This is a genomic window from Amnibacterium flavum (genome assembly GCF_003097495.1).
In the GTDB taxonomy this organism is placed as follows: domain Bacteria; phylum Actinomycetota; class Actinomycetes; order Actinomycetales; family Microbacteriaceae; genus Naasia; species Naasia flava.
Map to the genome: position 1 here is coordinate 605,123 of NZ_QEOP01000001.1, position 12,705 is coordinate 617,827.

The window sequence follows — 12,705 nt, forward strand, 5'->3', positions numbered from 1 at the left end:
ACATGTGGAGGGGGCCACTGGGCGAGAATGGAGGCATGTCCGACACCCCGACGTCAACGCCGAGCGCCTTCGAACCCGAGGCGAACGACGACCGCCGCCCGCTGGGAGTCCAGCCGCTCAGCCCACTCGACGGGCGCTACCAGCCCGCGGTCCACGAGCTCGGCGACCACCTCTCCGAGGCCGGCCTGAACCGCGCGCGGGTGCATGTCGAGATCGAGTGGCTGCTGTACCTGACCGATCACGGAATGTTCGGCGCGTCCCGCGTCCCCGCCGAGGCGGCACGGCAGCTGCGCGCGAGTGCGCGCGAGTTCGGTCAGGCCGACATCGACGAGCTGGCCCGGCTCGAGGCGACCACCCGGCACGACGTCAAGGCCGTCGAGTACTACATCCGCCGCAGACTCGATGCTCTGGGGCTCAGCAGCCTCGCCGAGCTGACCCACTTCGCCGCCACAAGCGAGGACATCAACAACCTCGCCTACGCGTTGACGGTGCAGCAGGCCGTCCGCGAAGTCTGGCTCCCCAAGCTCAGCGCCGTGGTCGAGAAGCTGCGCAGCATGGCCGTGGACGAGCGCGACGCGGTGATGCTCGCCCGCACCCACGGTCAGCCCGCCACACCCACCACGATGGGCAAGGAGCTCGCTGTCTTCGTGCACCGGCTCGATCGTCTCATCGCGATCCTCGACCGCCAGGAGTACCTCGGCAAGTTCAACGGGGCAACCGGCACCTATGCGGCGCATCTGGCCGCCGCTCCCGACATCGACTGGCAGGCCGTGTCACGTCAGTTCGTGACCTCTCTCGGCCTGGACTGGAATCCGCTGACCACCCAGATCGAGTCCCACGACTGGCAGGCCGAGCTCTACAGCCAGATCGTGCACATCGGGCGAGTGCTGCACAACCTGTGCACCGACATCTGGACGTACATCTCGCTCGGCTATTTCCGCCAGACGCCGGTCGCCGGTGCCACGGGTTCGTCGACGATGCCCCACAAGGTCAATCCGATCCGGTTCGAGAACGCCGAGGCGAACCTCGAACTGTCCGCCGCCGTCCTCGACAGCCTGTCCGCGACCCTGGTGACCTCGCGACTCCAGCGCGACCTCACCGACTCGACGACTCAGCGCAACATCGGCGTCGGGCTCGGCCACTCCCTCCTCGCCCTCGTCAACATCGAGCGCGGACTGGATGAGCTGACCCTCGACAAAGAGCTGCTCCTCGCCGACCTCGACCGCAACTGGGAGGTGCTCGCGGAGGCGATCCAGACCGTCATCCGAGCCGAGGTGGCCGCCGGGTCCAGCTCGATCGCGAACCCGTACGAGCTGCTCAAGGAGCTCACGCGGGGCCGTCGCGTCGACGCCGCCATCATGACCGAGTTCGTCGAGGGGCTCGACCTGAGCGCCGACGCGAAGGCGCGCCTCCGGGCGCTGACGCCGCGGAGCTACGCGGGCATCGCGAGCGACCTCGTCGACCTGGTGGCCCCGCGCCCCTGAGTCGAGCGACCCGGAATAGCTCCGGTCAGGCCGAGGCGCCGGGCGCCGGCGGGTCGCTCTTGGTCGGATCCGTGCCTGCGTCGGCGGGCCCGGCCTGCGGCGCGGTGGGACTCTGCCCGTTGAGGTCGGTCTCGGTGCCGATCGGGCCGGCTGCGAGCGACAGCATGGCCAGCACGACCAGAGCGGCGATGAAGATGACGCCGAGCGAGATCACCGCGAGGATCCACTCGCGCGTCGTGACGATGACGATGACGCCGGTGAACACGGCGAGCAGGCCCGCGAGGCCGACGAGCTCTGCGGGCCGGAAGCGATCGGCCCTGGACGGTGCAGCCATCAGGAACCGACGGGGTTCTGCTCGGTGGACGTGCGGGCCGCATCCCACTTGAGGCTGAACGCGGCGATTCCGAGGTAGACGCCAACGATCGCCGCGTATGCGCCGAACCAGCCGACGACGAACACCGAGTCGCCCATCCCCACGAGCGCGATGACAGCGAGGAGCACGGTCGCCGCGCCGACGAAGATCTGATCCCGTGAGGCGGCGGAGGCCTCGGAGCGGCGCAGTCCGATGACGAGCTCGGCGGCCCCGACGGGCACCGCCCAGATCACGACCGCGAGAACCAGGGCGAGCAGCGACGCCTCGCCGAAGACCAGGACGCTGAGACCGACGGCGCCCACGACGACCGAGACGATTCCCTGAACGACGGTGAGTCCCGTCGCGAATCGGGTGCGGTCGGTCCGCGAGGCGCTCGCGATGGTCACTGCACCCGAGAGGAGGGCGTAGCCGGCGAAGACCGAGAGACCGTACGCGGGGGAGTGGTCGGGGGAGAAGGTGACGGCGATGGCCGCCAGAACCGCGAGACCGGCACCGATGAGCTGTACGGGCCAGTAGCGCGCTCCGAAGCGCACACCGTCCTCGCTCATCCCTGCTCCAACCACATGCAACCCGCCCACCGAGGACGACCAGGCAAGCTTATGCCACGCGTCGCCGGGGATCCTCCGGGTCAGTGGCCCGGGGGCAGGTCCGCGAAGCGCGAGTAGTGGCCGTGGAAACCGACCGTGATGGTGCGGGTGGGACCGTTGCGGTGCTTGGCGACGATGAGGTCCGCCTCGCCCGCGCGGGGGCTGTCCTTCTCGTAGACGCTCTCGCGGTGGAGGAGGATGACCATGTCGGCATCCTGCTCGATCGAGCCCGACTCGCGGAGGTCGGAGATCGCGGGCATCTTGTCGGCGCGAGCCTCGGAACCACGGTTCAGCTGCGACAGGGCGATGACCGGCACCTGCAGCTCCTTGGCGAGCAGCTTGAGCGAGCGGGAGAAGTCGGACACCTCCTGCTGGCGGCTCTCGACCTTCTTGCCTGAGGTCATCAGCTGCAGGTAGTCGATGATGACCATCTTCAGACCGACCTTCTGCTTGAGCCGTCGCGCCTTGGCACGGATCTCGACGAGGGTCATGTTCGGACTGTCGTCGATGTAGAGCGGGGCGTCGTTGATGCGTCCGCGCGTCTGAGCGAGCTTCGTCCAGTCGTCGGTCTGCAGGTTGCCCTTGCGCATGTGGTGCAGGGGGATCGATGCCTCGGCCGACAGGAGGCGCATGGCGATCTCGCTGCGCCCCATCTCGAGGGAGAAGAAGATGCTCGGGGCGTTGTGCTTGATCGACGCAGCTCTGGCGAAGTCGAGCGCGAGTGTCGACTTGCCCATGGCGGGTCGCGCGGCGATGACGATCATCTGGCCGCCGTGAAGCCCGTTGGTGAGCTCGTCGAGCTCGGCGAACCCGGTCGGGACGCCGCTCATGCTGCCGTCCTTGTGCTGCGCGGCCTCGATCTCGTCGATGGCGCTGCCGACCGCGTCGGTGAGGGGGACGTAGTCCTCCGCCTCGTTCTCGCGGGTCACCGCGTAGATCTCGGCCTGCGCGGTGTTGACGAGGTCGGTGACCTCGCCCTCGCTGGCGTACCCCATCTGCACGATGCGGGTGCCCGCCTCGACGAGGCGGCGGAGGACGGCTCGCTCGGCGACGATCTCGGCGTAGTAGCCGGCGTTGGCGGCCGTCGGGACGATGCTGGTGAGCGTGTGCAGGTAGTCGGCGCCGCCCGCCCGGGACAGCTCGCCGCTCTTGGTCAGAGCGTCGGTGACCGTGATGACGTCGGTCGGTTCGCCCATCGCGTAGAGGCCGAGGACGGCCTCGAAGATGACCTCGTGCTTCGGGACGTAGAAGTCGACGCCCTTGACGGTCTCGACGACGTCGGCGACGGCGTCCTTGCTGAGCAGCATTCCACCGAGCGCGCTCTGCTCGGCGAGCAGGTCGTGCGGGGGAGTGCGGCCGGGGCCGCGCGAGTCGCCGTCGTGGCGGGAGTCCCCTGCGATACCGAGATGTGCGATCGACATCTGTTCCCCTTGCCCAGGCGGTGCCCGTTCGTGTTGCAGGAGTGCACTGCGGTTCGAATGCACTCGGGTGTCGGCGCGCCGTCTGTCGCGGCGCACCATCTTCGGCGCGCGCGTCACGGGCTCGTCACTCACCTGTTCGCGCTGTGGCGATGACTTCAGCCAACAGCGCACCGCCGACATCGGCGCCCGGATCCGACAGCCCCCATGACCGACGGCACCGGGCTGATCGGCGCACGGACGACGCTAGCGCTCCGAGAGGTTTTAAGGGTTGTGTACAAATCTGTGGAAACTGTGGAGAACCGCGGCGTGTCGAGGGATCGCACTGTGGGAATCCGGGTGGATTTTCACCCGGTTCTCGCGGCTAATCACCCCTTGATCAGGGATATTTTCTCCACCGAGCCGAGCTGGGGAAAACTGGCTTCAAGCATTGGTCGAGACTTGACACGGCCTGTGGAACACCCTGTCGGCTCCCGCTCGTGCTGTGCCGCCCGGGTACGCGAAAGGGCGGCCCGGATGTACCGGACCGCCCTATCGAGAGGGGTGCTGAGAGGTCAGCGAGCCGCCACGACGGACAGCGTGATCGTCGCCGCCACGTCGTCGCGCAGACGCACGGTGGCCTCGTGAGTTCCCGTGCCCTTGATGGCACTGGTGATCTCGATCTTGCGCTTGTCGATCTCGCCGAGACCCGCAGCCGACACCGCGGAGGCGATGTCGGAGGTCTTGACCGAGCCGAACAGACGTCCACCGTTGCCGGCCTTGACCGTGAGCGGCACGACGGTGCTCTCGAGGCGCGCCTTGAGCTGCTGGGCCTCCTCGAGCGTCGCAAGCTCGCGGGCGGCGCGGGCCGCCTTGATCGACTCGATCTGCTTCTCGCCTCCGCGCGTCCACTGGACGGCGAAGCCGGACGGGATCAGGTAGTTGCGGGCGTAGCCGTTCTTGACGTCGACGACGTCACCGGGGGCCCCCAGTCCTGTCACCTCATGGGTGAGAATGAGCTTCGACATGGGTCCTCCTACCGGCCCGAGCCTGCGTAGGGCAGGAGCGCCATCTCGCGTGCGTTCTTGACCGCACGGGCGATCAGACGCTGCTCCTGCACCGAGACGCCGGTGATGCGACGGGCGCGGATCTTTCCACGCTCCGAGATGAACTTGCGCAGCGTCGCGACGTCTTTGTAGTCGATGACGCCGACGCGAATGGACTTCGCGGGAGCGGCGGTCTTGCCGCCCTTGCCACGAAGAGGCTTGCGGCGGTCGCCGCTTGACTTTCCAGCCATTTTCTTCGTCCTTACTTAGTCAGTGTGAGAGAGAGGGATCCCGGTGCGGGATCAGAAAGGTGTGTCGTCGTCGTAGCTGCCCGGAGTGTTCCAGACATCCCCACCGGCAGGAGCAGCTGCTGCGCCTCCGCCGGAGTTGCCGCCACCGAAGTTGCCGCCGCCGCTGGGAGCGTTGCCCCACGGCTCGTCGGCTCCCTGCGAGACGCCGCGGCCACCGCCGCCACCAGCGGATCCGCCCGCTGCGCGCGTGACCTGAGCGGTCGCGTATCGGAGCGAGGGGCCGATCTCGTCGACCTCGAGTTCGATCGACGTGCGTCGCTCGCCCTCTTTGGTCTCGTAGGAGCGCTGCTTCAGACGACCCGTCGCGATGACGCGGGAGCCCTTGCTGAGCGAACCGGCGACGTGCTCGGCGAACTCGCGCCACACCGAAGCCCGGAGGAACAGCGCGTCGCCGTCCTTCCAGTCATTGGCCTGGCGGTCGAACGTGCGAGGCGTCGACGCGATGGTGAAGTTCGCGACGGCGAGCCCACCCTGCGTGTAACGCAGTTCGGGATCGGCGGTGAGGTTGCCGACGACCGTGATGATCGTTTCGCCGGCCATGACTCAGGCGCCCTCTGAAGCTGCGGGAGCCGCGGGGGCTGCTGCTGCGGGGGCTGCGACCTTCGCCTTGTGCTCGGCCTTCGCCTCGGCTTCGGCCGCGACCGAAGCTGCGCGAGCGGTGGCCTCTTCGGAGCGGAGGACCTTGGTGCGCAGCACTGCCTCGGAGAGGTTGAGCTGGCGGTCGAGCTCCTTGGTGGCCTCGTAAGTCGAGGTGAGGTTCACGACGGCGTAGATGCCTTCGCTCTTCTTCTGGATCTCGTAAGCGAGACGACGACGACCCCAGATGTCGACGTTGTCGACGGTGCCACCGGAACTCCGGATGACGTTGAGGAACTTGTCGAGACTCGGAGCGACGGTGCGCTCATCGATCTCGGGATCGAGGATGACCATGAGTTCGTACTTGTGCGTCACTGACCCACCTCCTTCGGACTAAAGCGGTTGCAGACGGTCTGCAACAGGAGGGTGTGTGCACGTGTCCCGAGAAGGGACAACCGCAACAGCTTAGCCTGCCGGGTGACATCCGCTCAACCACGGCCGAAGCGCCGTTTCGAGAGGTGCAGATGGCGGAGCACTGCCCGGGGGTAGAGGTCAGTCCTTCCCGCCCTCAGCCCACCAGGTGAGAAGGCGTCGAGTGGCCTCCTCCTCGCCGAGCGGGCCCTCGTCGAGGCGCAGCTCGAGGAGGAACCGGTAGGCGCGTCCGACGGCCGGGCCGGGGGAGATGTCGAGTGCGTCCATGATCTGCTCGCCGGTGAGATCGGGGCGGACCGAGTCCATCTCCTCGCGCGCAGCCAGTTCGGCGATCCGCGTCTCGAGGTCGTCGTAGGCATGGGCGAGGCGCTCGGCCTTGCGGCGGTTGCGGGTCGTCACGTCGGCGCGGGTCAGGATGTGCAGGCGCTCGAGCTGATCGCCCGCGTCGCGCACATACCGACGGACCGCGGAGTCGGTCCACCCTCCCTCGGTGTATCCGAAGAATCGCTGGTGCAGCTCGATGAGTGCGCCGACGCTGTCGATGGTCGCGTTGTCGAAGCGCAGCGCGCGCAGTCGCTTCCGTGCGAGCTTGGCGCCGACGACATCGTGGTGGTGGAAGGTGACCGTCCCCCCGCCCTCGAACCTCCGCGTCGCGGGCTTGCCGATGTCGTGCAGGAGGGCGGCCAAGCGGACCACGACATCGGGGGTGCGGTCGGGGTCGTCGCTCCGCGAGCCCTCGAGCTCGATGGCCTGGTCGAGGACCGTCAGCGAGTGCTCGTACACGTCCTTGTGCCGGTGCTCGCCGTCGACCGTGAGGCGCAGCGCGGGTAGCTCCGGCAGAATCCGCTCCGCGATCCCGGTGTCGACGAGCAGTTCGAGCCCCGCGTGCGGTGCGTCCGAGCTGATCAGCTTCACGAGTTCGTCGCGCACCCTCTCGGCCGAGATGATGCCGATGCGCTCCGCCCGTTCCGTCATCGAGACCCGGGCGGCGTCGTCGAGCACGAAGCCGAGGCTCGCCGTGAATCGCGCGGCGCGCATCATCCGCAGGGGATCGTCGTCGAACGAGACATCGGGGTCGGACGCGGTGCGCAGCCGACCGGCCATGAGGTCCTCGAGGCCGCCGGTCGGGTCGACGAGCACCCTCTCGGGGAGCCGGAGCGCCATCGCGTTGACGGTGAAGTCGCGACGCCCCAGATCGCCCTCGAGGCTGTCGCCGAACACGACCTCGGGCTTGCGGGAGTCGGCGTCGTAGCTGTCAGCGCGATAGGTGGTGATCTCGACGGTCTCGCCGGCGACCTTCGCGCCGATCGTGCCGAAGGCACGGCCGATGTCCCAGTGCGCGCTCGCGATGGGACGGACGATCTCGAGGATCCGTTCGGGCGTCGCATCGGTCGTGAAATCGAGATCGGGAGCCGAGCGGCCGAGGAACGCATCGCGCACCGGACCGCCGACGAGAGCGAGTTCCTGCCCTGCCTCCGCGAAGGCCTGCGAGAGCCGGGCGACGGGTCGCGAGGTCGCCACCTCGGTGAGGCGGTCGAGGGCGGCCGCCACGCTGTCCATGGTGCCCAATGGTAGAGGGTGGCGCTTCCTGCATGCCTCCGGGGCAGACGCTGTCTAGAGTTATGGACCATGGAAGCGAGCACGTTGCCGGGCACGCGCCGCCGTCTCGCGTGAGGCGGCTGGCGGGGCTGAGCGCCCTCGCGATCGCCGCGACGACCGTGTTCGCCGGGCTCGTCGGAATGGCTCCGGCCCACGCGGCGGAAGGCGACCTCGAGCTCGTCCTCGCCCCGGAGAACGGAGCTCTCTCACGGCCGGGTGAAGCGCTCACCGTGTCCGGCACCGTCACGAATGTGAGCGGAGCACCGGTTCCCGCCGGCACACTCGATGTCGCCGTCGCGCGCAGCCTGGCCAGTCGTGACGCTCTGAACGAGGCGTTCGCGGATCCTTCCACCGTCTCGGCGTCGGTCGTGGGGACGGTGGACACGCCACCGCTGCCCGTCCTCGGCAGCGCCCAGCTCTCCGTCCAGATCCCCGCCGACGTCCTCGACGGCGCTCTGTCCGGAGGCGGCTGGGGCGCGCACGTCGTCGTGACCACCATGCGCGCCGGCGACGACCTCACGGTGGCGAGCGCGAGCGCCCTCGTCCGACTCGATGGCACCGCGCCGACCACCCTCGATGTCAGCGTGGTCGTGCCCATCACCACTCCCGCGTCCGGCGAGGGACTGATCAGCGCGGAATCCCTGGAGCAGTACACGGCCCCCAGCGGTCTCCTCACCCGCAAGCTCGAGGCGGCATCCAACCCGGCCGCGACGGTCCTGCTCGATCCGCGGATCCTCGCCTCGATCCGCGTGCTGGGGATCAGCGCACCCGAGAGCGCCCTCCAGTGGCTCGAGCAGCTCGAGGCGCTTCCGAATCCCGTCATCCCTCTCCAGTACGCGGACTCCGACATCTCGCTCGAACGGTCCATCGGCGCGTCGATCCCGCTCACCCCGACCTCGTTCCTCGCCGCGCTCGACCCCGACAACTTCCCCGCAACCGAGCCCACCCCGAGTCCCGACGCATCGGCCGCGACGACGAGTCCGACTCCCAGCCCCTCGCCGACCTCGACGGCGACCCAGGAGCCCACCCCGGCCGTCACCCTGCCCACGCTCGAGGAGCTCCTGGCGTTCGACTACAGCGCCACCGATCTCGCCTGGCCCTCGGCGGGACACTCGACGACCGCCGACCTCGACTTCGCGGCGGCCGGCGGTCTGAACCGAGTGCTCGTCGGGGCGGAGGACCTCGACGGGCCGATCACCGGCGACGTCGCGAGCGTCGACTCGCACAACGTGATCGTCGCCGACGCCTCGTCGTCGATCGTCTCCGACGCCGTCTTCGCCGTCGGCTCGACCGACACCCGACTGGCCCAGAGCCGCGCAACCGCGGTCCTCGCCGCCACCGCCACGGACACCGGCAGCTCGCGCCGCTCGGTAGTGGTCGCCCTCGACCGGGCCCGCTCGACCGGCACCGACATGGCGGGACCGCTTCAAGCGCTGACCTCACTGCCCTGGATCTCCGTCGACTCCTTCCCGGCCGCCGACGCCGTGGCCGATGCCGGAGCCCAGTGGGCCACAGCGGCGGACGACCGCGTCGACACCGCCCGCGGGCTCCTCACCGACGAGGAGGCGATCAGCCGCTTCTCCTCGATCCTCGACCAGCCGGAGCTCCTCACCGGTCCGGCCCGCAACGATCTCCTCGCCGGCCTGTCGGCCGGATGGATCGACGACCCCGACGGCTGGCGCGGAGCCGTCGCGGCCACGCGTGCCGACACGGCAGCGACCCTCGCCTCGGTCACGGTGGACGCGAGCAGCCAGATCAACGTCGCGGCATTCACCGCGGAGGCGCCGATCTACGTCAGCAACGCCCTGCCCTACCCCGTGAACGTCGTCGTGACACCGCAGGCCAACAACGGGCGTCTCGTGATCACGGGGGCCACCAGCACCATCCAACCCGCGTCGACGCAGCGCGTCCTCCTCCAGGCCAAGGCGATCGCGAACGGACGCGTCACCGTGACCGTCAACCTGTCGAGCCCGTCCGGGGCGCCGATCGGCACTCCCCGGTACATCCAGCTCGACGTGCAGCCCTTCTGGGAGACGGCGGGCATCGCCGTGATCGGCGCGCTGGTTCTCGCCCTCCTGGGCTTCGGCACCTACCGCAGCATCCGTCGTCGGCGGCGCCTCCGCGCGGAACCGGCTGACGCGTGAGCGGAATCGGACGCGCCAGCGCATTCCTCGCCTCGGGCACGATCGTCTCCCGAGTCCTCGGATTCGTGAAGATCTTCGTGCTCGCGCAGGCGGTCGGCGCGGTCGGGAGCGTGAGCGGCGACGCGTTCGCCTCGGCGACGATGATCCCCAACAGCATCTACGCCATCATCGGCGGCGGCCTGCTGAGCGCCATCCTCGTCCCGCAGATCGTCCGCGCCAGCGGGGGACCGGACGGCGGAAGCGCCTACATCAACAAGCTCGTCACCCTCGCTCTCGTCGCATTCCTCGTCGTCACGGTCGCCGCGACACTCGCCGCGCCCGCCCTCGTCAGCCTGTACGGCCCGAAGAGCGCCGCTCTGGCTACCGCATTCGCGTACTGGTGCATCCCCCAGGTGTTCTTCCTCGGCCTCTACGCCCTGCTGGGGGAGGTGCTCAACGCACGACGGCTGTTCGGGCCGTTCACCTGGGCACCCGTGGCCAACAACATCGTGGGGGTGGCCGCGACCCTCGTGTTCATCGGTGTCTTCGGTGCGGACGCATCGGGGACTCGAACCCCCGCCGACTGGACACCGGGCATGATCGCGCTCCTCGCCGGCGGTGCGACCCTGGGCATCGCGGTGCAGGCCGTGCTGCTGTTCTTCTTCTGGCGTCGGATCGGGCTGACCTATCGGCCAGACTTCGCCTGGCGCGGCGTCGGTCTGGGTGCTGCGGGAACGGCCGCGGGGTGGACGCTCGCGATGCTCGTCGCAACTCAGATCGCCGGCCTCATCGAGACCCGCGTCGCCAACATCGCATCGGGTCAGGGCGCCAGTGTGCTCACCCTGTCGACCGCCTGGCTCATCTTCATGCTGCCGCACTCGATCATCACCGTCTCGGTCGTCACCGCCTTCTACACGCGGATGAGCGAGCACGCCGCCCAGAACGACATGGCGGCTTTCCGGCGCGATATCGCCGCCACCCTCCGCACCGTCTCGCTCCTCCTCGTTCTCGCCTCCGCGGTCATCGCCGTCGTCGCCATCCCGTTCTCCCGCGTCTTCACCCCCGAGTACGCCGACGTGCAGCAGATGGCGGGCGTCGTCATCGCCTACGGCGTCGGACTCGTGCCCTTCTCGCTCCTCTTCGTCGTCCAGCGGGGCTTCTACGCCCTGGGCGACACCCGCACGCCGTTCGTCTTCACGATCGCCCAGGTGGTCATCGTGATCGCGGGCGTCCTCGGCTGCGCCCTCCTGCCGGTCGACATGATCGCCATGGGGATCGCGGCCGTCGTCTCCGGGGCGACCCTCATCCAGCTGCTCATCGCCGCCGTGCTGCTCGCCCGGAAGATCGGCTGGGCGGCCGCCGGACTCCCGAGGTCGCTGTCGACGGACATCGTCGCGACCGTGCCCGCCGCGATCGTGGGCTACTTCGTGCTCCTCGGTCTCGGCGGCCTCACGGCGGGGGGTTTCGCGGTCGACTCCGTCGTCGGCGCCATCGTCTCGATGATCGCCATCGGAGCGGCGATGGGCGTGGTCTACCTGCTCCTGCTCTGGCTGCTCCGATCGCCCGATCTGCGCCTCGCCATCGATATCGTGGCGCGCCGCCGTCGACCCTGAGGCTCACCTGATCCCTGCAGCCGCACGGAATACCCGGTGGCTAGGATTCGTTGAACTGTCCGTGGCCGGAAGGCCCGAGGTCCCGCGCCCGCGGGGGCCTGAACGCAAGGAGTCCGCATGAATCAGATGATCATCATCGGGTCAGGTCCCGCCGGTTACACCGCGGCGATCTACGCGGCACGTGCAGGCCTCGCGCCTCTCGTGATCGCGAGTTCCGTCGAGGTCGGCGGCGAGCTCATGAACACCACCGAGGTCGAGAACTTCCCGGGATTCCCCGAAGGCATCATGGGTCCCGAGCTGATGGAGAAGATGCAGGCGCAGGCGGAGCGCTTCGATGCCACCGTCATCTACGAGGACGTGACGTCGGTCGACCTGTCCGGCGAGGTCAAGAAGGTCACCCTCGGCTCCGGCGAGGTGCACGAGGCGCTCTCCGTGATCGTCGCGACCGGATCCGCGTACCGCAAGCTCGGCATCGAGCACGAGGATCGCCTGAGCGGCTACGGCATCTCCTGGTGCGCCACCTGCGACGGCGCCTTCTTCCGCAAGCACGAGATCGCGGTCGTGGGCGGCGGCGACTCCGCGATGGAGGAGGCCAACTTCCTGACCCGGTTCGCCGACAAGGTGTATCTCATCCACCGTCGCGACACGTTCCGTGCGTCCAAGATCATGCAGGACCGGTCCAAGGAGAACCCGAAGATCGAGATCCTCTACAACAGCGAGGTATCGGCGATCCACGGCGACACCCAGCTCAGCGGCCTGACCCTTCGCGACACGCTGACGGGGGAGGAGCGGGAGCTCGAGGTCACCGGCCTGTTCGTCGCCATCGGCAACGACCCTCGCGTGCACCTCTTCCACGGCCAGCTCGATCTCACCGTCGAAGGCACCATCGCGGTCGACGGCCGATCGTCCAAGACCAACCTCGAGGGCGTCTTCGCCGCGGGTGACGTCATCGATCCGACCTATCGCCAGGCGGTCACCGCTGCGGCCTCCGGAACGGTCGCCGCTCTGGATGCCGAGCACTACCTCGCGTCGCTCCCCGAGGCACTCCTGCAACAGGCCACCGGGGCGGTCGACGAGGGCTCAGCGCCCGCTTCCGGCAGCACGCTCGACCCCGATGGTGAGCTCGTGTCGCTGAGCGATGCCCGCAGCTGACTACAATTACCC

General features: G+C 68.7%; 12 protein-coding genes. 4 read left to right on the forward strand and 8 right to left on the reverse strand.

Annotated elements, in window-relative coordinates; translation table 11 throughout:
- Positions 1 to 35 precede the first annotated feature (35 nt).
- Entirely contained in the window at positions 36 to 1,484 is a 1,449-nt protein-coding gene (gene purB, locus DDQ50_RS02830) for an adenylosuccinate lyase (protein ID WP_116755197.1), read from the forward strand.
- Positions 1,485 to 1,509: 25 nt separating this feature from the next.
- On the opposite strand, the gene DDQ50_RS02835 is transcribed toward purB, so the two are convergent.
- From DDQ50_RS02835 to DDQ50_RS02870, 8 genes are all read right to left on the reverse strand, one after another.
- Entirely contained in the window at positions 1,510 to 1,818 is a 309-nt protein-coding gene (locus DDQ50_RS02835; protein WP_116755198.1) for a hypothetical protein, read from the reverse strand.
- Complete coding sequence (locus DDQ50_RS02840; RefSeq protein ID WP_116755199.1) at positions 1,818 to 2,405, reverse strand: DUF308 domain-containing protein; 588 nt, start codon at positions 2,403 to 2,405, stop codon at positions 1,818 to 1,820. Before DDQ50_RS02840 ends, DDQ50_RS02835 begins: the two co-directional genes overlap by 1 nt.
- An 80-nt stretch (positions 2,406 to 2,485) precedes the next feature.
- Positions 2,486 to 3,865: a replicative DNA helicase gene (gene dnaB, locus DDQ50_RS02845; protein ID WP_116755200.1), complete on the reverse strand. Its 1,380-nt coding sequence runs from the start codon at positions 3,863 to 3,865 to the stop codon at positions 2,486 to 2,488.
- A 551-nt stretch (positions 3,866 to 4,416) separates the two neighbouring features.
- A complete protein-coding gene (gene rplI / locus DDQ50_RS02850) occupies positions 4,417 to 4,869 on the reverse strand; it encodes a 50S ribosomal protein L9 (protein WP_116755201.1) in 453 nt (150 codons plus the stop codon).
- 8 nt (positions 4,870 to 4,877) lie between these two features.
- Positions 4,878 to 5,138, reverse strand: coding sequence for a 30S ribosomal protein S18 (gene rpsR, locus DDQ50_RS02855; protein WP_116755202.1), 261 nt, complete (start codon positions 5,136 to 5,138; stop codon positions 4,878 to 4,880).
- 51 nt (positions 5,139 to 5,189) lie between these two features.
- On the reverse strand, positions 5,190 to 5,738 hold the full coding sequence (locus DDQ50_RS02860) for a single-stranded DNA-binding protein (protein WP_116755203.1): 549 nt from the start codon (positions 5,736 to 5,738) through the stop codon (positions 5,190 to 5,192).
- 3 nt (positions 5,739 to 5,741) lie between these two features.
- The gene (gene rpsF, locus DDQ50_RS02865) at positions 5,742 to 6,149 is read right to left on the reverse strand and encodes a 30S ribosomal protein S6 (RefSeq protein ID WP_116755204.1); all 408 of its coding nucleotides are present in this window, start codon (positions 6,147 to 6,149) and stop codon (positions 5,742 to 5,744) included.
- Between the two features lie 177 nt (positions 6,150 to 6,326).
- The gene (locus DDQ50_RS02870) at positions 6,327 to 7,766 is read right to left on the reverse strand and encodes a CCA tRNA nucleotidyltransferase (RefSeq protein WP_116755205.1); all 1,440 of its coding nucleotides are present in this window, start codon (positions 7,764 to 7,766) and stop codon (positions 6,327 to 6,329) included.
- Positions 7,767 to 7,876: 110 nt separating this feature from the next.
- Between DDQ50_RS02870 and DDQ50_RS02875 the strand changes: the two genes are divergently transcribed.
- The 3 genes from DDQ50_RS02875 (at position 7,877) to trxB (ending at position 12,693) form a co-directional block, all read left to right on the forward strand.
- Complete coding sequence (locus DDQ50_RS02875) at positions 7,877 to 9,949, forward strand: DUF6049 family protein (RefSeq protein WP_116755206.1); 2,073 nt, start codon at positions 7,877 to 7,879, stop codon at positions 9,947 to 9,949.
- Positions 9,946 to 11,541, forward strand: coding sequence for a murein biosynthesis integral membrane protein MurJ (gene murJ / locus DDQ50_RS02880; protein ID WP_116755207.1), 1,596 nt, complete (start codon positions 9,946 to 9,948; stop codon positions 11,539 to 11,541). Before DDQ50_RS02875 ends, murJ begins: the two co-directional genes overlap by 4 nt.
- Before the next feature lie 117 nt (positions 11,542 to 11,658).
- Positions 11,659 to 12,693: a thioredoxin-disulfide reductase gene (gene trxB / locus DDQ50_RS02885; protein ID WP_116755208.1), complete on the forward strand. Its 1,035-nt coding sequence runs from the start codon at positions 11,659 to 11,661 to the stop codon at positions 12,691 to 12,693.
- Positions 12,694 to 12,705: the final 12 nt, after the last annotated feature.

Excerpts from the sequence above, each read along its gene's own strand:
- purB (WP_116755197.1), top strand. The coding sequence starts at position 36 with ATGTCCGACACCCCGACGTCAACGCCGAGCGCCTTCGAACCCGAGGCG.
- DDQ50_RS02835 (WP_116755198.1), bottom strand. The coding sequence starts at position 1,818 with ATGGCTGCACCGTCCAGGGCCGATCGCTTCCGGCCCGCAGAGCTCGTC.
- DDQ50_RS02840 (WP_116755199.1), bottom strand. The coding sequence starts at position 2,405 with ATGAGCGAGGACGGTGTGCGCTTCGGAGCGCGCTACTGGCCCGTACAG.
- dnaB (WP_116755200.1), bottom strand. The coding sequence starts at position 3,865 with ATGTCGATCGCACATCTCGGTATCGCAGGGGACTCCCGCCACGACGGC.
- rplI (WP_116755201.1), bottom strand. The coding sequence starts at position 4,869 with ATGTCGAAGCTCATTCTCACCCATGAGGTGACAGGACTGGGGGCCCCC.
- rpsR (WP_116755202.1), bottom strand. The coding sequence starts at position 5,138 with ATGGCTGGAAAGTCAAGCGGCGACCGCCGCAAGCCTCTTCGTGGCAAG.
- DDQ50_RS02860 (WP_116755203.1), bottom strand. The coding sequence starts at position 5,738 with ATGGCCGGCGAAACGATCATCACGGTCGTCGGCAACCTCACCGCCGAT.
- DDQ50_RS02870 (WP_116755205.1), bottom strand. The coding sequence starts at position 7,766 with ATGGACAGCGTGGCGGCCGCCCTCGACCGCCTCACCGAGGTGGCGACC.
- trxB (WP_116755208.1), top strand. The coding sequence starts at position 11,659 with ATGAATCAGATGATCATCATCGGGTCAGGTCCCGCCGGTTACACCGCG.